At 54.7% G+C, this 19,102-nt stretch carries 13 protein-coding genes; 9 read left to right on the top strand and 4 right to left on the bottom strand.

What is annotated here, in order from left to right:
• Positions 1-5: 5 nt before the first annotated feature.
• Positions 6-965, bottom strand: a complete 960-nt coding sequence (ybtA, locus tag HMPREF3178_RS05465; RefSeq protein ID WP_004102097.1) for a yersiniabactin transcriptional regulator YbtA — start codon at positions 963-965, stop codon at positions 6-8.
• A 256-nt stretch (positions 966-1,221) separates the two neighbouring features.
• Here ybtA and ybtP point away from each other — a divergent pair, with 256 nt between their 5' ends.
• Genes ybtP through HMPREF3178_RS05445 form a run of 4 tightly spaced genes read left to right on the top strand, consistent with a single transcriptional unit; the run spans position 1,222 to position 7,313 of the window.
• Entirely contained in the window at positions 1,222-2,934 is a 1,713-nt protein-coding gene (gene ybtP, locus HMPREF3178_RS05460; protein ID WP_029496822.1) for a yersiniabactin ABC transporter ATP-binding/permease protein YbtP, read from the top strand.
• Complete coding sequence (gene ybtQ / locus HMPREF3178_RS05455; RefSeq protein WP_017145880.1) at positions 2,921-4,723, top strand: yersiniabactin ABC transporter ATP-binding/permease protein YbtQ; 1,803 nt, start codon at positions 2,921-2,923, stop codon at positions 4,721-4,723. The genes ybtP and ybtQ overlap by 14 nt, the downstream gene beginning before the upstream one ends.
• Positions 4,716-5,999, top strand: coding sequence for an MFS transporter (locus HMPREF3178_RS05450; protein WP_017145881.1), 1,284 nt, complete (start codon positions 4,716-4,718; stop codon positions 5,997-5,999). The genes ybtQ and HMPREF3178_RS05450 overlap by 8 nt, the downstream gene beginning before the upstream one ends.
• Before the next feature lie 3 nt (positions 6,000-6,002).
• Positions 6,003-7,313, top strand: coding sequence for a salicylate synthase (locus tag HMPREF3178_RS05445; RefSeq protein ID WP_017145882.1), 1,311 nt, complete (start codon positions 6,003-6,005; stop codon positions 7,311-7,313).
• A gap of 69 nt (positions 7,314-7,382) precedes the next feature.
• On the opposite strand, the gene pgtP is transcribed toward HMPREF3178_RS05445, so the two are convergent.
• Positions 7,383-8,774: a phosphoglycerate transporter PgtP gene (pgtP, locus tag HMPREF3178_RS05440; RefSeq protein WP_004113099.1), complete on the bottom strand. Its 1,392-nt coding sequence runs from the start codon at positions 8,772-8,774 to the stop codon at positions 7,383-7,385.
• A gap of 406 nt (positions 8,775-9,180) precedes the next feature.
• Between pgtP and pgtC the strand changes: the two genes are divergently transcribed.
• The 5 genes from pgtC (at position 9,181) to HMPREF3178_RS05415 (ending at position 16,765) form a co-directional block, all read left to right on the top strand.
• A complete protein-coding gene (gene pgtC, locus HMPREF3178_RS05435; RefSeq protein WP_070585052.1) occupies positions 9,181-10,401 on the top strand; it encodes a phosphoglycerate transport regulator PgtC in 1,221 nt (406 codons plus the stop codon).
• Positions 10,398-12,407 (top strand): two-component system sensor histidine kinase PgtB, encoded by a 2,010-nt coding sequence (gene pgtB / locus HMPREF3178_RS05430; protein ID WP_004102084.1) that lies wholly within the window; start codon positions 10,398-10,400, stop codon positions 12,405-12,407. The genes pgtC and pgtB overlap by 4 nt, the downstream gene beginning before the upstream one ends.
• Positions 12,397-13,647 carry a two-component system response regulator PgtA gene (pgtA, locus tag HMPREF3178_RS05425; RefSeq protein WP_029496871.1) on the top strand — a complete coding sequence of 417 codons (1,251 nt, stop codon included), beginning with the start codon at positions 12,397-12,399 and terminating at the stop codon, positions 13,645-13,647. The genes pgtB and pgtA overlap by 11 nt, the downstream gene beginning before the upstream one ends.
• 403 nt (positions 13,648-14,050) lie before the next feature.
• Positions 14,051-15,334, top strand: coding sequence for an HAAAP family serine/threonine permease (locus tag HMPREF3178_RS05420; RefSeq protein WP_004102080.1), 1,284 nt, complete (start codon positions 14,051-14,053; stop codon positions 15,332-15,334).
• A 63-nt stretch (positions 15,335-15,397) separates the two neighbouring features.
• Complete coding sequence (locus HMPREF3178_RS05415) at positions 15,398-16,765, top strand: L-serine ammonia-lyase (RefSeq protein ID WP_004102078.1); 1,368 nt, start codon at positions 15,398-15,400, stop codon at positions 16,763-16,765.
• An 84-nt stretch (positions 16,766-16,849) separates the two neighbouring features.
• Here HMPREF3178_RS05415 and HMPREF3178_RS05410 read toward each other — a convergent pair whose 3' ends face one another.
• Both HMPREF3178_RS05410 and HMPREF3178_RS05405 read right to left on the bottom strand, forming a co-directional pair.
• Positions 16,850-17,290, bottom strand: coding sequence for a helix-turn-helix domain-containing protein (locus tag HMPREF3178_RS05410; RefSeq protein ID WP_004102076.1), 441 nt, complete (start codon positions 17,288-17,290; stop codon positions 16,850-16,852).
• Positions 17,291-18,098: 808 nt separating this feature from the next.
• Positions 18,099-18,371: a YdgH/BhsA/McbA family protein gene (locus HMPREF3178_RS05405; RefSeq protein ID WP_004113093.1), complete on the bottom strand. Its 273-nt coding sequence runs from the start codon at positions 18,369-18,371 to the stop codon at positions 18,099-18,101.
• Positions 18,372-19,102 lie beyond the last annotated feature (731 nt).

Below are 19,102 nucleotides of genomic sequence, written 5' to 3'. Positions count from 1 at the left end.
GGCGATCAGATGACGCGTTTAAAGCTGGAAGGGGTGACGCCAAACTGTTTCTGGAAAGCGGCAGAGAAGTGGCTGGCGTTGGCGTAGCCCAGATCGGCGGCTACCGTCATAACGGAGGTGTTGCCATTGGCCAGCCTTCTTCGTGCCTCCTGCATGCGTTCAGCCTGAAACAGGCCATAGACGCTGTTGTTAAACAGAACGCGGAAGCCACGCTTAATTTTCAGCACGCTCAAACCGGACTCTCTCGCCAGCTCAGCAACGCCCGGCGCCTGCGTCAAATCGGCCAGCAGCAGATCCTTTGCCCGCAGCAGTTTCTGGCGCTCCACCGGGTTGAAGTGGCAGGAGAAGCAGCTGGCGTCTTCGCGGTGCTCATCCAGGACCAGGCTTAGCATCACCAGACTCTGTCCCTGTAGCCAGAGGGTCGAAGGCTTTTGTTCATGGCTGAATCCGCCGTGCATCCGCATTAGCGCATGACGCAAAGCCTGGGCCGTTAAATGGGTTTCCGCATTGCAGCGCTGCTGCTGGCAACAGCAGTGGGAGTCGATCTTATTTTTAATGACTGTACTGATATCCGGTACCCACAGCGCGAGGGTTTCAGGGCTGAAGGAGAGGGTGATGCTCTCGAATCGGCCGCCGTAGGCGGCGCTGCCGCGGCAATCTGGCGTGTGGGTAATGTAATGGCGATTGCGGGCCAGCTCCCACTCGGTGTGGCGTCTGAGCCCCTGGATGGCAAAACGCGAGGTGCCCTCGAGGATGCACGAGAAGTTAATCCTGCCCAGATCATCGTGAAGCTGTAACGTCTCAGGCTGCGCAAAATGGCCTCTCCAGAGCAAAATATCCATCCCTTCCTGCAACGAACAGCGCAGCAGTTCGCACTGGGCCGGGATAGTACCGTCGTTAGCGGGTTTCCCGACCACCAACTGATGAATTGAGATTGCAGATTGCGTTTGTGGTGACTCCGTCATGACCGGGTTATCTCCCTGTGGCTTAAACCAATGCGGGTAAAAATAGAACCGAATGGGGTAGATGAGTAATTGATAATGGTTATTATTCACATTAATTCTCAGAACGCCACCCTGAAATAGCGTTTTTGGCGTCCGTAAAAATTCATCAGGAAATTCAGCCACTCCCATGTCATCTCAATCATCCAATACTGAATCTTCGTCCCGGTTCCCGCTCTGGCAGGTGATAACCCCGGTTCGCCGGAAGGTCATTCTGGCGATGGCGCTGGCGGGTCTGGCGGCCATCACCAGCCTTGCGGCGCTGCTTTTTCTGGCATGGAGCCTGCGCGATCTTCGCGTCTCGCCCGACGTTATTCCACTCTGGTCGTTGGGAGGGCTATTTGGCTGCGTGGCGCTGACTTTTGTCCTGCGCCTGCAGGCATTTAACACCTCGCATTATGCGGCGTTTCATCTGGAGAATATTCTGCGCAGCAGATTAGCGCAGAAAGCCGTGCAGCTTGCCCCGGGCGCGTTACAGCAAATGGGCAGCGGTGCGATGGCGAAGGTGATGCTGGATGATGTGAAGTCGTTACACATTTTCGTTGCTGACAGCACGCCGCTGTACGCTCGCGCGATAGTCATGCCCCTGGCGACCGCCGTTATCCTGTTCTGGCTGGACTGGCGGCTGGCCATTGCCACGCTGGGGGTGCTGGCATTGGGTTCACTTATACTTACTCTCGCCCGCCAGCGCTCGGGAGAGATGGCTCAGCGTTATCATCAGGCGCGCGAGCAGGTCAGCGCCGCGGTGATTGAGTTCGTGCAGGCCATGCCGGTGGTCAGAACGTTTGATAGCGGCAGCACCAGCTTTTTGCGCTATCAGCATGCCCTTGAGGAGTGGATCGATGTGCTCAAAATCTGGTATCGCAAAGCCGGCTTTTCAGCGCGTTTTTCATTCTCGATCCTCAATCCGCTGCCGACCTTATTCGTTCTGATCTGGTGCGGATACGGCCTGATGCAGGCGGGCAGCCTCGATTTTATCGCCTGGGTGGCCGTTTTACTGTTGGGCAGCGGGATGGCGGAAGCGGTGATGCCCATGATGATGCTCAATAACCTGGTCGCGCAAACGCGTTTAAGCATTCAGCGTATTTATCAGGTTCTCGCGATGCCGGAACTCTCCCGTCCGCTTGTCGATCGGCAGCCGAACGATGCGAGTATTACCTTTGAGCAGGTGAGTTTTCACTATCCACAAGCGCGCGCAGGCGCGGCGCTGCAGGAGGTGAGCTTTCATGTACCTGCCGGAAAAATAGTGGCGCTGGTCGGGCCGAGCGGCGCCGGGAAAAGCACCGTGGCGCGACTCCTGCTGCGTTATGCCGATCCCGATAAAGGCCATATTCGCATCGGCGGCGTGGATCTGCGCGATATGCAGACGGACACCTTGATGCAGCAAATCTCGTTTGTATTCCAGGACAACTTCCTTTTTGCCGACACCATCGCCAATAACATTCGTCTGGGCGCGCCGGATACGCCGCTGGAAGCGGTGATATCGGCGGCCAGAGTGGCGCAGGCCCATGAATTTATCAGCGCGTTGCCGGAGGGGTACAGCACCCGCGTCGGGGAGCGCGGCGTCTTTCTCTCCGGCGGTCAGCGGCAGCGCATCACCATCGCCCGGGCGCTGTTGCAGGATCGCCCCATTCTTGTGCTCGATGAGGCGACGGCGTTTGCCGATCCGGAAAACGAAGCGGCGCTGATCAAAGCCCTTGCGGCGGCCATGCGCGGCCGGACGGTCATCATGGTCGCGCATCGACTCTCCATGGTGACTCACGCCGATATGATACTGCTGTTTTCCGACGGGCGGCTCCGGGAACGCGGGAGTCATCGGCAACTGTTAGCCCAGGGCGGCCTTTATCAGCAGCTGTGGCAGCGCTATCAGCAGGCGCAGCAATGGATGCCGGGGAGAACACAACCAGAGGAGGCGGAAAATGAAAGCCATTAATCCCGCGGATAACCTGGCCTGGCGCGTCATCTGGCGCCAGCTTATCTCCAGCGTTGGCAGTCAGGCAGGGATGCTGCGGCGCAGTATGATTGCGCTGCTGCTGGCGGCATTGATGCAGGGGATTGCCTTTGCCTGCCTCTATCCGATCGTTGATGCGCTATTACGTGGTGAAGCATCGCCGCTTCTCACCTGGGCTTTGGTTTTCAGCGCTACGGCGTTCGCGGCGCTGGCGCTACGCTGGTATGGGCTGGGCTTTGAATACCGTGGTCATCTGGCGCAGGCCACCCATGAATTGCGCCTGCGCCTGGGCGAACAGCTACGCCGCGTGCCGCTGGAAAGACTCCAGCGCGGCAGAGCGGGCGAAACGAACGCCTTGTTGCTGGGCAGCGTGGATGAAAATCTCAACTATGTGATTGCGATAGCCAATATTTTGCTTTTAACCATCGTCACTCCGCTGACCGCATCGCTGGCAACGTTGTGGATCGACTGGCGGCTGGGGCTGGTGATGTTGCTGATCTTTCCCATGCTGGTGCCGTTTTATTACTGGCGCCGGCCGGCGATGCGCCGACAAATGCAGACCCTGGGCGAAGCGCACCAGCGGCTGAGCGGGGATATCGTTGAATTTGCGCAAGGGATGATGGTTTTGCGTACCTGCGGCAGCGATGGCGAAAAAAGCCGGGCGTTGCTGGCGCATTTTAATGCGCTGGAAAGCTTACAGAGCCGCACGCATCGCCAGAGCGCCGGCGCGACGATGCTGATCGCCGGCGTCGTGGAGCTGGGCCTGCAGGTGGTCGTGTTAGCCGGGGTGGTCTGGGTAGTGACAGGGACCCTGAACCTTGCCTTTTTGATAGCCGCCGCCGCGATGATAATGCGTTTTTCGGAACCAATGGCGATGTTTATCAGCTACACCTCGGTGGTGGAACTGATCGCCAGCGCCCTGCAGCGTATTGAGCAGTTTATGGCGCTCCCGCCGCTTCCCGTCGCAGAACGCGGCGAGATGCCGGAGCGTTACGATATCCGCTTTGACACCATTTGCTACCGCTATGATGACAGCGGCGATCCCGCGCTCAACAACCTCTCTTTGACCTTTCCGGCCGCCAGCATGAGCGCGCTGGTGGGTGCCTCAGGCGCCGGTAAAACCACGGTCAGCAAACTGTTAATGCGCTATGCCGATCCGCAGCAGGGAGAGATTTCTATCGGTGGCGTCGATATTCGTCATCTGACGGCGGAACAGCTCAATAGCCTGATTTCCGTCGTGTTTCAGGATGTCTGGCTGTTTGATGACACGCTGCTGGCGAATCTCCTTATCGCCCGCCCGCAGGCCACGCAGCAGGAGGTGGAAGAGGCCGCCCGCGCGGCGCAGTGTCTTGAATTCATTTCCCGTCTTCCGCAAGGCTGGCTGACGCCAATGGGCGAGATGGGCGGGCAGCTCTCGGGCGGCGAGCGCCAGCGAATTTCCATTGCCAGGGCCTTATTGAAAGATGCGCCGATCGTCATTCTCGATGAGCCGACCGCCGCGCTGGATATTGATAGCGAACTGGCGGTACAGAAAGCTATTGATCATCTGGTTCACAACCGGACGGTAATTATCATCGCCCATCGCCTGTCAACCATCGCCGGGGCCGGAAACATCCTGGTGATGGAAGAGGGAGAAGTGGTTGAACAGGGCACGCATGCGCAGCTGCTCTCCCGTCAGGGACGTTACCAGGCGCTGTGGCAGGCGCAAATGGCCGCGCGCGTCTGGCGTGATGCAGAGGTTGACGCATCTGAGGAGCGACTGCATGAGTGATGTTCAGTCGCAGGTGAAACCGTTAACGACCGGACGGGTGATTTTTGCCATTGCCGGGATCTATGTGACGCAGAGCCTGGTATCGGCGCTCTCTATGCAGTCCCTGCCTGCGCTGGTGCGCGCCGCCGGCGGCTCGCTGGCCCTTGCCGGCGCGACAACGCTGTTTATGTTGCCCTGGGCGCTGAAGTTTATCTGGGCGCCGTGGATTGAGCGCTGGCGCCTGCCGCCCGATCGCCCGGAGCGTCGTTCCCGCCTGTTAATCCTCCGGGGTCAGGTCGGGTTGGTGGCGATCCTGACGGTTGCCGCTGCGACCGGCGCGGTCGGGCGAACTGGGGGATTTCTCGACACGCAAATCGCCGCGTTGTTTGCGCTGTTTTTACTCGCGGGTACGGTTGCCGCCACCATCGATATTGCCAGCGACGGCTTTTGTGTCGATCAGCTCAGTCGCGCAGGTTACGGCTGGGGAAATAGCGTCCAGGTCGGCGGCAGCTATCTGGGAATGATGTGCGGCGGCGGCGTCTTCCTGATGCTAGCGGCGGCATTCGACTGGCCGGTGGCCATGCTGATCATGGCGGCGCTGATCCTGGTCTTATCCGTTCCCCTGTGGCGCATTGCCGAACCCATGCGCATCACGTCTGTACCGCATGTTCCGGCGTTGGGTTATGCGCTTAAAAGGCGACAGGCGCGGCTGGGTTTACTGTTGGTGCTGATGCTGAATACCGGGATGCGGTTCGTGTTGCCTCTTCTGGCGCCGCTGCTGCTGGATCAGGGGTTGAGCATGTCGGCGCTCGGCGCGCTATTCAGCGCTGGCAATATCGCGGCTGGTATCGCAGGAACGCTGGCGGGCGGGGTGCTGATGAAATACACCTCCCCCGGCAGAGCGCTGCTTGCGGCTTATGGCCTCCAGGGCGTCGTGCTGATGGCAATAGTAACGACGTTGCTGCTGGCGCCGGGACATTTGCGGCTGCCGTTACTCCAGGGGCTGATCATCCTGCAATCCATTTCGCTGGCCTGCGCCCTGGTCTGTCTTTACGCCACGCTGATGACGCTTTCATCGCCTCTGCAGGCTGGCGTCGATTTTACGCTCTTTCAATGTACTGATGCCGCCATCGCCATTCTGGCCGGCGTGGTTGGCGGCGTAATTGCGCAGCATTTTGGCTATGCGGCCTGCTTTATGTTTGGCGGCACATTCACGCTGCTGGCAGCGTGGATTGCTTCTGCCCGGCTGCATTCGACAAACGCAATTGAAGGATCCGGGAATAACACAGAGAGGTAAGGGATGAAAATCAGTGAATTTTTACATCTGGCGCTCCCAGAGGAACGGCGGCTGCCGACGATTTGTGGCGTCTTACGCCAGTTCGCCGATGAAGAGTGCTATGTCTATGAGCGGCAACCGTGTTGGTATATCGGCAAAGGATGCCAGGCACGGTTGATCATTAATGCTGACGGCACGCGGGCGACCTTTATCAATGCGGACGGAGAGCAGCAATGGGCGGTGGATTCCATTACCGACTGCGCGCGTCGTTTTATGGCCCATCCTCAGGTGAAAGGGCGTCGGGTATATGGCCAGGTCGGGTTTAACTTTGCAGCGCATACCCGGGGGATAGCCTATCACGCTGGCGAGTGGCCATTGCTGACGTTAACCGTTCCCCGTGAGGAACTGATTTTTGAACAGGGAAATGTCACCGTTTCTGCCGACACCGCCAGCGAATGCCGACGTCTGTGCGAGTGGGTAAAAGCAGCCGGTACGGCGACGCCGTGTAACACCGTGACTGTGGATACCGCCAACAACGGTGAAGCCTATCAGGAGCAGGTGGCGCGCGTGGTTTCGGCGATCCGCCGCGGTGAATATGTCAAAGCGATTGTCTCGCGGGCTATTGCCTTGCCATCGCGTATTGATATGCCCTCCACGCTATTATGCGGGCGGCAGGCCAATACGCCCACCCGTTCGTTTATGTTTCGCCAGCAGGGGCGAGAAGCGCTGGGGTTTAGCCCGGAGCTGGTGATGTCGGTCAGCGGAAGCAAAGTCGTCACTGAACCCCTTGCGGGTACCCGCGATCGCATGGGGGATCCGCAGCAGAATAAGGAGAAAGAGACCGAGCTGCTGCATGACGGTAAAGAGGTGCTGGAGCACATCCTTTCCGTGAAGGAGGCGATCGCTGAACTGGCGGTGGTCTGCCAGCCGGGCAGCGTGGTGGTTGAAGATTTGATGTCGGTTCGCCAGCGCGGTAGCGTTCAGCATCTGGGATCTTGCGTCAGCGGTCAGCTTGCGGAAAGTAAGGATGCCTGGGATGCATTTACCGTGCTGTTTCCGTCGATTACCGCCTCGGGTATCCCCAAGAATGCGGCCCTGAGCGCGATTATGCAAATTGAGAAGACGCCGCGGGAGCTCTATTCCGGGGCGGTGCTGCTGCTGGAGGACACGCGCTTTGATGCGGCGTTAGTCCTGCGATCCGTATTTCAGGACAGCCAGCGCTGCTGGATACAGGCGGGGGCGGGGATCATTGCGCAATCGACGCCGGAACGCGAACTGACGGAAACCCGGGAAAAATTAGCGAGTATTGCGCCCTATTTAAGGGTGTCTGCCTAACGACGGCCAACTCTGCGTAAGGCCAAAAGTGCCAGCAGGCTGGCACTTTCTTTCTACGTTATCAGGCGCTTACTGTGCGTCAGCCAGCGCCAGACGTGCCTCTTCCTGCTCGGTGATTTTTCGCTGTTGCTCAAGCTCCAGCGCGCCGCGATGAGAGAGGTAGCAGAACAGGATGCAGCAGACGATCCCGCCCATCAGCAGATAGAACCCGCCGTGCCAGCCCATTTTATCGACCATCACGCCAAACAGGCTGGTGCCTAACGAGGCGCCAAAGATATAGCTCATAAATCCGCGCAGACCCACGGCTGAACCAACGGCAAAGCTGGGGACGATCTCCATGGTCTGGACCGAGGCCAGAAACTGCGGAACGTAAATCAGGCAGCCCACAATCGCCGCGAATACCGTGACCATCAGCAGAGATTCGCTTTTCCAGTAGCCGATCAGACAGATGAAGATTAGCGCCATGCAGATCATGGCTAACGGCATCCGGCGCCCTTTGAACAGCTTGTCGGAAAGCCACCCGGCCAGTAGGGTAGAAGGAATCGCTGCCCACTCAAAAAACAGGAAGGCGACGCTCATCTGCTCTTTAGAAAAATGTTTCACCGTCAGCAGATAGATAGGCAGCCAGCTGATCATGCCGAAACGCACCATGTAGACAAAGACATCGACGAAGGAGACATACCAGGCGTTTTTGTTGCGCAGGACGTAGGTGCAGAAGATCTGGAACGCGCTCATGTTCTCCGGCGCTTGCTGAGTATGTTTGGTCTTCAGCACCACTTTTTCTTCCGGCATCATCTCTTCCAGCGAAGGCAGGCCTTCCTCGCGCGGCGAACCTTTACCCAGCACCAGTACGCTGATGGCGAATACCACCGCCACGCAGGCCGGCACAATGTAGCTGGCGCTCTGCCAGTGCTCGGTACCGAGAATCGCAAATGCGGCGCCGACGATCGGGGCGACAATCCCGCCGCCGACGTTATGGGAAATATTCCAGAAAGCCCCTACGCGGCCACGCTCCCGACGCGGGAACCAGTTAGCGATGGTAATAAAAGAGGGACCGACCCCCATCCCTTGAAACAGGCCGTTCAGGACAACCAGCGCAGCGAAGATCCAGAATGCGGTACTGAATCCTAACCCGACGTTGACGATTGCGCACAGTACGAGACCGCAGGCCATAAACACTTTCGGGCTGGCTTTATCCGCAAGGCTGCTCATCACGCCTTTACTGATACCGTACGCTATCAGCATACAGCTGCTGAGCAAACCGATCTGCGTGGCGCTAAGGTCTAACTGCTCTTTCAGATAGGGCGTGGATAATGTGAAGTTATTGCGCACAATATAGTACGCCAGATATCCCAGAAATACGCTTAGCAGCGCCTGCATGCGGTATCGACCATAAGTTGCCTGAATTTTCTCAGCAGGAACTTTATTCGCCGACGGCCCTTTTTTTAATAATGATAACATGTCGTCACCTGTATTTTATATTGATGTGAACATCAGGAGTATTCGACCTGAAGGGTGAAATAAGCGGCTATAAAATACAAATTGTCAAAATGAGTCAAAACTGACTCAAAATAATGAAGTGATAGGTTACTTTTGACTCATATTGAATGAGCGAGAGCCTGCGGAAATAATTTTGCGCTGATTTTATGTCAGGCTTGTGCGGATACCAGCAAATTCCCCAATCATTATCTGGTAATCTTTCCTGATATTCCCGGACGCCCGTTTGACTATTTTGCCGGTCGCGGTGATTAATTCGCCAGATTTCATAAACGGGTAAGTTTTGTCTCAACGCTATTTTTACGGTATTTCAATATTTATGAACGGGATCACAAACATGTCTCTTCGTCGGGGCGGGATAGTGAGCAAAATGCTCGCGCTGATGCTGCTGACCGCCTGGCTGAGACCCTGTGCGGCGCAAAGCAATGAGCTGGTGATGGCGACGACATTTTCTCCCAGCGCCACCGTGTGGATTATCGATCGCTGGCAGACGGAGCCGGGGTCAGTGATGATCAGGACGCTCAACCGCACCAGCGCCTCGCTGGAACAGCTGCTTGATACGGCAAATGCCGAAAATGTCGATCTGATCCTGACCTCGTCGCCGATGTTGCTGCAGCATCTTCAGGAGCATCAAAAACTGGCGCCGTTCAGCGGTGCGCCGGCAGTCAGCCAACATCTGGTGCCGGAATCTATCCGCTCCACCTCCGTGGCCGTGGCGATTTCCGGGTTCGGTTTGCTGATTAATCGCTCGGCGCTGATGACACGGCATCTGCCTGCGCCAGCGGACTGGGATGACCTGACCGATCCCCGCTATCAGGGGGCGCTGCTGATGAGCAGTCCGTCGCGTTCGGATACCAACCATCTGATGGTGGAGTCGCTGCTGCAACAAAAGGGCTGGATTAAGGGATGGGAAACGCTGTTGACGAGTGCCGGAAACCTCGTGACCATTTCATCCCGCAGCTTTGGGGTGGCGGATAAGATTAAAAGCGGCCTGGGCGTTGCCGGTCCGGTGATTGATAACTACGCCAATCTGCTGCTGAACGATCCGCACCTGGCTTTTACCTATTTCCCGCAGTCGGCGGTTTCGCCGACTTATGTCGCGGTGCTTAAAAACAGTCAGCACGCCAGCGAGGCGCGGAGGTTTATTCGCTATCTGTTAAGCCCGGAGGGCCAGGCGATCCTCGCCGATGCTAATACCGGGAAATACCCGGTAACGCCGCTGGCGGCAGGCAATCCGCGGGCGGCGCAGCAGGCGGTGCTGATGAATCAACCGCCATTGAACTATCGGCTGATCCTCAAACGCCAGCGTCTGGTTCAACGGATGTTCGATACGGCGATCAGCTTTCGTCTTGCCCAGCTAAAAGATGCCTGGCGAGCGCTGCATAGCGCGGAGGCCCGTCTCAAGCGTCCGCTGCCCGAGATACGCGCGTTGCTGACCCGTGTGCCGGTCGATCCGGCGAGCAGCGAGGATGAAGCCTGGCTGGCTCAGTTCGACAATAAGAGCTTCGCGGAACAGCAGATGATGGAGTGGCAGCTCTGGTTTCTCAACAATCAGCGGCAGGGGATTAATAAACTGGAAGAACTGAAATGATGGGCAGGTCCATGCTGCAACGTCTGCGGCAAATCAGTATCAGTAGCAGCCTACGCGGGGCTTTTCTGATGGGGGCGCTGCTGACGCTGATTGTCAGCAGCGTCAGCCTCTATTCATGGCATGAGCAAAGTTCGCAGATCCGCTATTCGCTGGATGAGTATTTTCCGCGCATCCATTCGGCTTTTCTGATTGAAGGGAATCTCAACCTGGTGGTTGATCAGCTCAATGAATTTCTGCTGGCGCCGAATACCACGGTACGGCTGCAGCTGCGCAACCAGATTATCCAGCATCTGGATAAAATAGAGCGGCTGAGCCAGGGGTTGTCGCCGGCAGAACGCCAGCAGCTGGCGGTGATATTGCAGGACAGCCGCGCGCTGCTGGCGGAACTGGATCGCGTGCTCTACAACATGTTTCTGGTTCGCGAAAAGGTGGGAGAGCTTTCGGCGCGGATCGACTGGCTGCACGATGATTTCACCACCGAGCTGAATTCGCTGGTGCAGGATTTTACCTGGCAACAGGGAACGCTGCTCGATCAGATTGAAGCCCGACAGGGGGATGCGGCACAGTACCTGAAACGCTCCCGGGAAGTACAGAATGAACAACAGCAGGTCTATACCCTGGCTCGTATTGAAAATCAGATCGTTGACGACCTGCGCGACAGGCTCAATGAACTGAAATCCGGTAATGATGACGGCATGCTGGTGGAGACGCATATCCGCTATCTTGAAAACCTGAAGAAAACGTCGGATGAAAATATTCGTGCGCTGGATGACTGGCCGAGCACCATTACCCTGCGACAAACGATCGATGAGCTGCTGGAAATTGGCATGGTGAAAAATAAGATGCCGGACACCATGCGCGACTACGTTACTGCGCAAAAAGCGCTCGTGGAAGCCAGCCGCGCCAGAGAAGCGACGCTGGGACGCTTCAGAACGCTGCTGGAAGCCCAGCTTGGCAGCAGTCACCAGCAGATGCAGATGTTTAATCAGCGTATGGGGCAGATTGTCCGGGTCAGCGGCGGGCTAATCCTGGTGGCGACGCTGCTGGCGCTGCTGCTGGCGTGGGGGTTGAATCATTATTTTATTCGCTCGCGGCTGGTGAAACGCTTTACCGCGCTGAATCAGGCGGTGGTGCAGATTGGTCTGGGCCAGACCGAGGCGACCATTCCGGTTTACGGGCGCGACGAGCTGGGACGTATTGCCGGTTTGCTTCGCCATACCCTGGGTCAGCTTAATGCGCAAAAACAGCAGCTTGAACAGGAGATAGGCGAGCGGAAAGCGATTGAGGCCGATCTGCGTGCCACTCAGGACGAGCTGATCCAGACTGCTAAACTGGCGGTGGTGGGGCAGACGATGACCACCCTGGCGCATGAGATCAATCAGCCGTTGAATGCGCTGTCGATGTATCTTTTTACCGCAGGAAGGGCAATCGAGCAGGGACAGACGGAGCAGGCGCGGACGACGTTAAGCAAAGCGGAAGGGCTGATCAACCGCATTGACGCGATTATCCGCTCCCTGCGCCAGTTTACCCGCCGCGCAGAACTGGAAACAGCGCTGCACCCGGTCGATTTGCGCCAGACATTTACCGTGGCGTGGGAATTGCTGGCGATGCGACATAAACCTCAGCAGGGGACGCTGCTGATACCGGATGACACCGTCTGGATCCTGGGAGACGAAGTGCGTGTTCATCAGGTGCTGGTGAACGTGCTGTCAAATGCCCTTGATGCTTGCCCGCACGCAGCGCAAATCACCGTGAGCTGGCAAATCCAGGGCGAAAGGCTGTGCGTGTTGATTGCCGATAACGGCCCCGGCTGGCCTGCGGCCTTACTCCCTTCGCTGTTGAAGCCGTTCACTACCAGCAAAGCCGTGGGACTGGGAATAGGGCTTTCGATATGTGTTTCGCTGATGACGCAAATGGAAGGGGCGTTGCGCCTGGCGTCGACGTTTACGCGCAGTGCCTGCGTGGTGCTGGAATTCAATTTGACGGATGTAAAAGATGTTGAGTAATAACTGTTCGATTCTGCTGATTGATGATGATGCCGATGTGCTGGATGCCTATACGCAGCTGCTTGAGCAAGCGGGGTATCACGTCAGTGCCTGTAATAATCCTTTTGATGCGCGGGAGCGGGTGCCGAAGGACTGGCCCGGCATTGTTTTAAGCGATGTCTGCATGCCCGGCTGCTCCGGAATCGATTTAATGACGTTGTTTCATCAGGATGACGATCTGCTGCCGATTCTGCTTATCACCGGTCACGGCGATGTGCCGATGGCGGTGGAGGCGGTGAAAAAAGGGGCCTGGGATTTCCTGCAAAAACCGATCGATCCGGGCAAGCTGCTCACGCTGGTGGATGCCGCGCTGCGTCAGAGGCAATCGGTGATCGCCCGTCGCCAGTATTGTCAGCAAAAATTACAGGTTGAGCTTATTGGCCGTAGCCAATGGACGGATCGATATCGCCAGCGCCTTCAGCAGCTGGCAGAGACGGATATTGCGGTATGGCTTTACGGCGAGCCGGGAACCGGCCGCATGACCGGCGCGCGTTACCTGCACCAGTTAGGGCGTCACGCCGACGGTCCGTTTATCTCCTGCGAACTAAATACGGCTAACGCCCACACGCTGAATGAACTGATCGCGCAAGCCCAGGGCGGGACGCTGGTCTTAACTCACCTGGAGCATCTGACTCACGGGCAACAGCATCATCTGGTACAGCTGCAGAGTCATGAGAAACGGCCTTTTCGCCTGATTGGTATCGGTAATGCTTCGCTGGTGGAACTGGCCGCCAGCAGCCAGATAGTGGCGGAACTCTATTACTGCTTCGCGATGACGCAAATTGGCTGCCAGCCTCTGTCAAAGCGACCTGATGATATCGAGCCGCTGTTTCATCACTATTTGCAAAAAACCTGTCAACGGCTGAATCATCCCGTCCCGGAGGTGGATGCCGGTCTGTTGAAGGGGATGATGCGGCGAGTGTGGCCAAATAACGTTCGCGAACTGGCGAACGCCGCCGAGCTGTTTGCGGTGGGGGTATTACCGCTCGCGGAAACGGTGAATCCGCAGATGCTTGTCGGCGAACCTACGCCGCTGGATCGGCGGGTTGAGGACGTCGAGCGGCAGATTATCACTGAAGCGCTGAATATCCACCAGGGACGTATCAATGAGGTGGCGGAGTATCTGCTTATACCGCGTAAAAAACTCTACCTCAGAATGAAGAAGTATGGCCTGAGTAAAGAGCATTACAAAGGGGTGTAGGGCAGTTTAAGGGGAGGAGGTGACGATGCGGTCATTTCCTCTGCGCAAAAACAGGACCACTACCCGCGGTGAATTTTCATGTCGGGAAATAATGCCTTTAATTTTTTATTAATCGTATGACAAATATTGTTTGTTACCTCAAGGTTCTGGGTATATAAAGAAACGGCAGTTAAGATCATACGAAAAATAATAACGTATTAAAAATGATACCTTAAAAAAATAACGAATTCTCGGGGTTAATTTTGATACGTTAAAAGTCACTGCAGTAAATCAGGTTATGTGATCGCGGTTAGTGAATTAGCATAGTTGCATTTCATAAAATAGCCAAATAAACACCACGTTTTTATTACCTGAATCAGCGTCAAATAAACCTGACGCTACTTTATATTACTGAGGCCATATTATGGAAACCGTTCAAAATACCCTCGTCGCTCGCGAGAGCAGCGGCTGGAGAAAGAGTGATACCGTCTGGATGCTGGGTCTGTACGGTACTGCGATTGGCGCAGGGGTGCTTTTTTTGCCAATTAACGCCGGGGTCGGCGGTTTAATTCCGTTAATCATCATGGCTATTCTTGCATTTCCGATGACGTTTTTTGCCCACCGTGGTTTAACTCGTTTTGTTCTGTCGGGCAAAAACCCGGGGGAAGATATTACCGAAGTTGTGGAAGAGCATTTCGGTACGGGCGCCGGTAAGCTCATCACGCTGCTGTACTTCTTCGCTATTTATCCGATTCTGCTGGTCTACAGCGTGGCTATTACTAACACGGTTGATAGCTTTATTACTCACCAGCTTGGTCTGGTGTCTCCGCCGCGCGCCATTTTGTCGCTGATTCTCATTGTCGGCATGATGGGAATCGTCCGCTTTGGCGAAAAAATGATTGTTAAAGCCATGAGCGTGCTGGTGTTTCCATTCGTCTTTGCGCTGATGGTGCTGGCGCTGTATTTGATACCGCAATGGAACGGCGCAGTACTGGATACGCTGTCGCTGAGCAGCGCCTCCGCAACGGGGAACGGTCTGTGGATGACCCTGTGGCTGGCAATCCCGGTCATGGTGTTCTCCTTTAACCATTCGCCAATTATCTCCTCCTTTGCGGTGGCAAAGCGGGAAGAATATGGTCAGGACGCTGAGCGCAAGTGCTCGCGTATCCTGGGCTTCGCCCACATCATGATGGTGCTGACCGTGATGTTCTTCGTGTTCAGCTGCGTGCTAAGCCTCTCACCGGAAAACCTGGCGGAAGCGAAGGCTCAGAATATCTCCATTCTTTCCTACCTGGCGAACCACTTCAACGCGCCGGTGATTGCCTGGATGGCACCGATTATCGCCATGATCGCGATTACCAAATCCTTCCTTGGCCATTACCTCGGGGCGCGTGAAGGTTTCAACGGCATGGTGATTAAATCTCTGCGCGGAAAAGGTAAATCCATCGAAATCAATAAGCTGAACAAGATTACCGCGCTGTTTATGCTGGTGACGACCTGGCTTGTCGCTACCCTGAACCCAAGCATCCTGGGCATGATTGAGACCCTGGGCGGTCCGGTTATCGCGATGATTTTGTTCCTGATGCCAATGTATGCCATTAACAAAGTCCCGGCCATGCGCAAGTACAGCGGTCATATCAGCAATGCGTTTGTGGTTGTCATGGGGTTAATTGCCATCTCCGCCATTTTCTTCTCTCTGTTTAGCTAAGTGTTCAGCGCCGCCTGCCACAGGCGGCGCATCCGTTTTGCTATGTAACCGCATGGGTGCCACATGATTAGCGTTTTCGATATTTTCAAAATCAGCATCGGGCCGTCCAGCTCACATACCGTCGGGCCGATGAAAGCGGGAAAACATTTTGTTGATACCCTGCAGGAAAAGGGCCTGCTGCAAAAAGTGAATCGTCTGGTAGTGGATGTGTATGGTTCACTGTCATTAACGGGTAAAGGTCACCACACCGATATCGCCATCATTCTCGGACTATCGGGATATTTACCGGATACCGTGGATATCGACGCCATCCCCGGTATTATTCGTGATGTGAACACCATGCATCGTCTGTTTATAGAAGAAGGCCAGCGAGAAATTCAGTTCCCGGTGGCGGAATGCATGCGTTTTCACAATGAATTTCTGCCGCTGCATGAAAACGGCATGAGCATTACGGCGTTTTGCGACGGCAAAATTGCCCATTTCCAGACCTATTATTCCATCGGCGGCGGTTTTATCGTGACGGAGGAAAACTTTGGTAAGAATCAGGATGCCGAAGTCGATATTCCGTTCCCGTTCTATTCCGCACGTAATCTGCTGGCGCACTGTCATGACAACTGCCTGTCGATTTCTGCCGTGATGATGAAAAATGAGATCGCTCGCCACGGCAGAGAGAGCGTGGAGCAAAATATGGCGAAAATCTGGGAGACCATGAGAAACGCCATTAACCGGGGTATGAATACGGAAGGCATCTTGCCGGGGCCGCTGAAAGTACCGCGCCGTGCTTCTGCGCTGCACCGCGTGCTGGCGCCCCAGAGCCAGTCGATTACGCCACTGAGCGCCATGGATTGGGTCAATATGTTCGCGATGGCGGTGGGAGAGGAGAACGCGGCGGGCGGGCGAGTGGTTACCGCGCCGACTAACGGCGCCTGCGGCATTGTTCCGGCGGTACTGGCCTATTACGATCGTTTTATCAAAGAGGTGACGCCGGAAATCTATATGCGCTATTACCTGACGGCGGGCGCCATTGGCATTCTGTACAAGATGAATGCCTCGATTTCCGGAGCAGAAGTTGGTTGCCAGGGAGAAGTGGGCGTGGCCTGCTCAATGGCCTCTGCCGGTCTGGCCGAACTGCTGGGCGGCAGTCCGGAGAAGGTGTGCATTGCCGCGGAGATCGGCATGGAGCATAACCTCGGCCTGACCTGCGATCCGGTGGCCGGGCAGGTCCAGGTCCCCTGTATCGAGCGTAACGCGATTGCGGCAGTGAAGGCGATTAACTCGGCCAGCATGGCGATGTACCGGACCAGCGATCCAAAAGTCTCACTGGATAAAGTCATCGAAACGATGTTTGAGACAGGCAAAGACATGAATGCCAAATACCGTGAAACCGCCCGGGGCGGTCTGGCAATAAAAGTCGCGGTATGTGAATCCTGATTTTGGATAAAACCGCCTGTGCGCGCTGCAGGCGGTTTACTCTTTCTCTGGCCGCGAAACTTGCCGGCCGTCTTCTTAAGTCCCTTAGCTTTTTTTCTCCGCGTCCGGCGGTGTAAAAGACCATACCACGCTGTTCGAAGCCGATGAGGTGTACCACTCGTTAATGGTGGCATTAGCCTCGCCAGGCGGCGTAGCAGTGGGCAATTTCTCTTTTGCCTGAGGCGTTTTTTTACGGATACGGATACGGGAAGGGGTCTCGGCATTGAGCTGCGCCTTAAAGGTGCGCATGTGCGAATCGAATAAAATCGACTCCAGCTGATGCAGACGATCCAGACCGCGCAAAATGCCAATAAGCGTACTGAGGGTCACCGACTCACCCAATTCAACGCGCTTAATGGTTGCCGCACCGACCTGGGCGCGTTCGGCCAGCTCAATCTGTGACAATCCCAGCTGTATACGCGTTTCTTTAATTCTTCGGCACAGTTCAGAAATAATTTCACTGTCGGGCATGGTACTGAAACGCATCTTAATTCCTCTACTGCGTATTAATTCTTAACTGATTATTTAACATGTTACTTTGTAAATAAAGTGGATAATGTCTCTTTTGCGAGAGTGGCGACATTGTTTTTCGCGTATGTCATCAGGTCGTTAGCAGTTATGAGGTTTTCAGTTACTTAAGAAGTGCCGTGGCTATCTTTTTTCATTATCCGAATAGAAATGGGCGCAGAGATCGCCGGAGGTGATATGATTTACATCGACTTTATGAACACGAAGAACGTGAAGCAGGGAAGTGCCGCGGCTCCTTCAGGGTATTCTGGCGCTGATTATTATCAAAAATGTCATTTTTTTTGCTTTGTTAGATTCAAATGTTTTTGTCGATTGTATCGAATTCCTTATTGCTCAAAGTATTGAGTTTTTTAACCCGAGGCAAAATAAGGTCTTAATGGTTTAAATATTCTTACTCGCTGTTGCAGTATTTTAATTAACTGCTAGTGTACCCGGGAAATCATTCCCAGGCTATTCCTCTCCAGGGAGCAACGTTGTTTTTTTCTGTGCTGTTTTCATCTGTTATATGTTTTACACCGTATCTGATACAAAAAACGATGTTTTTCGTTAAAAGAGCGATCTAAGCCGACTGACAACCCGGCCACACAACCTGATGTCTGCCTCTGTAATGGCGGAAACCCGGGAGCAGGGTGGTTACCCGATAAACTGATGAAAATGGGATTTACCGTAGCTGATAGAAAAATAAGCAAACAGCCTGTGCGAGGAGAAACAGGCTGTTAAATATAACAGATGCTATATTAAGCTCTGATGAAATTTATCAGGATCGTTATTTATAAACTTCAGCAGTTGCTTCAAAGTTTGGACCATGCTCACGAGCCGCGGTAATCACATAGAACTTGCCACCTTTTTCATCAGCTAATTTTGAAAGCTGATCGTGCAAGTCAGAGGGAGAAGAGAATTGACCGCCGGAAGGTCCTACAGAGATACTGCCTACATGGGTCAGTTTAAAATGGTCAACTTCTTGTTTCGTAATCAACTGAGAGGCTGAGGCGCCAAATGCAAACGCGGATAACGCTAATGCAGCTAATACCTTTTTCATTATCTAATCTCCTTTAAATAAAGCTCATCGAAAGCTTTTTCATTTTAAGTATAGTAGCCATTTTCAGTATCGCCAAAAAATGACGGTGAACACCGTGGCAATCCCAGGATTAATCCAGCGTTATCCTGATGGCAGGAATCAAGATAGCAAGACTTGCGGTAAAGCCAGGTGGCCATGTCTAAGAAATTCAGAAAGGATGTTGGCATGAGAGCACGGCAATATGCAGACGATACGTTTTCGTCTTTGTTGTCAGACGTTGGCTGAGAATATCCTGAGTGGTTCTGGTTCTTGAGCCGGTAAAAGAACAACACCGCTGCATATACCATCCGGGAGGCAGTAAGCGATAACATGTCGCAAGATCCCGGCAGCGGGAATGGAAACGCCGGGAGCATTAGCAGAATCCCTGGCGGGTTAACCTGAGTTCTGGTCACAACCGCATAATCTGGCTGACACCATATTTGTCAAAGCTAAGTTCAGAAGTCCGGGGCCGCGGTCGATGACATCATGAAGGATTTTTAGGCGGTTGATTTCTTTCACTGTGAACATCCCGGCGTCATGTATAGCCACAGAAAACTCCTCATCAGGAAAAGTGAAGTGAGATGTTGACCAGCCATACAGGTCTGAGAACCTATATATGGCCTGGACATTCCTGATGGATGATGGACTACAAATAGGCATTAGCATTGAGCCGTTACATCATTTGTCAAGGCTCAATTGAAATGTCCGTTATC

It is taken from the genome of Klebsiella sp. HMSC09D12 (assembly GCF_001808475.1).
Lineage (GTDB): Bacteria > Pseudomonadota > Gammaproteobacteria > Enterobacterales > Enterobacteriaceae > Klebsiella > Klebsiella oxytoca.
This window is presented reverse-complemented; position numbering and strand designations above follow the sequence as displayed.

Excerpts from the sequence above, each read along its gene's own strand:
- pgtC (WP_070585052.1), top strand. The coding sequence starts at position 9,181 with ATGCTCGCGCTGATGCTGCTGACCGCCTGGCTGAGACCCTGTGCGGCG.
- ybtP (WP_029496822.1), top strand. The coding sequence starts at position 1,222 with ATGGCGCTGGCGGGTCTGGCGGCCATCACCAGCCTTGCGGCGCTGCTT.
- HMPREF3178_RS05450 (WP_017145881.1), top strand. The coding sequence starts at position 4,716 with ATGAGTGATGTTCAGTCGCAGGTGAAACCGTTAACGACCGGACGGGTG.
- HMPREF3178_RS05415 (WP_004102078.1), top strand. The coding sequence starts at position 15,398 with ATGATTAGCGTTTTCGATATTTTCAAAATCAGCATCGGGCCGTCCAGC.
- ybtA (WP_004102097.1), bottom strand. The coding sequence starts at position 965 with ATGACGGAGTCACCACAAACGCAATCTGCAATCTCAATTCATCAGTTG.
- HMPREF3178_RS05405 (WP_004113093.1), bottom strand. The coding sequence starts at position 18,371 with ATGAAAAAGGTATTAGCTGCATTAGCGTTATCCGCGTTTGCATTTGGC.
- HMPREF3178_RS05410 (WP_004102076.1), bottom strand. The coding sequence starts at position 17,290 with ATGCGTTTCAGTACCATGCCCGACAGTGAAATTATTTCTGAACTGTGC.
- ybtQ (WP_017145880.1), top strand. The coding sequence starts at position 2,921 with ATGAAAGCCATTAATCCCGCGGATAACCTGGCCTGGCGCGTCATCTGG.
- pgtP (WP_004113099.1), bottom strand. The coding sequence starts at position 8,774 with ATGTTATCATTATTAAAAAAAGGGCCGTCGGCGAATAAAGTTCCTGCT.
- pgtA (WP_029496871.1), top strand. The coding sequence starts at position 12,397 with ATGTTGAGTAATAACTGTTCGATTCTGCTGATTGATGATGATGCCGAT.
- HMPREF3178_RS05420 (WP_004102080.1), top strand. The coding sequence starts at position 14,051 with ATGGAAACCGTTCAAAATACCCTCGTCGCTCGCGAGAGCAGCGGCTGG.
- pgtB (WP_004102084.1), top strand. The coding sequence starts at position 10,398 with ATGATGGGCAGGTCCATGCTGCAACGTCTGCGGCAAATCAGTATCAGT.
- HMPREF3178_RS05445 (WP_017145882.1), top strand. The coding sequence starts at position 6,003 with ATGAAAATCAGTGAATTTTTACATCTGGCGCTCCCAGAGGAACGGCGG.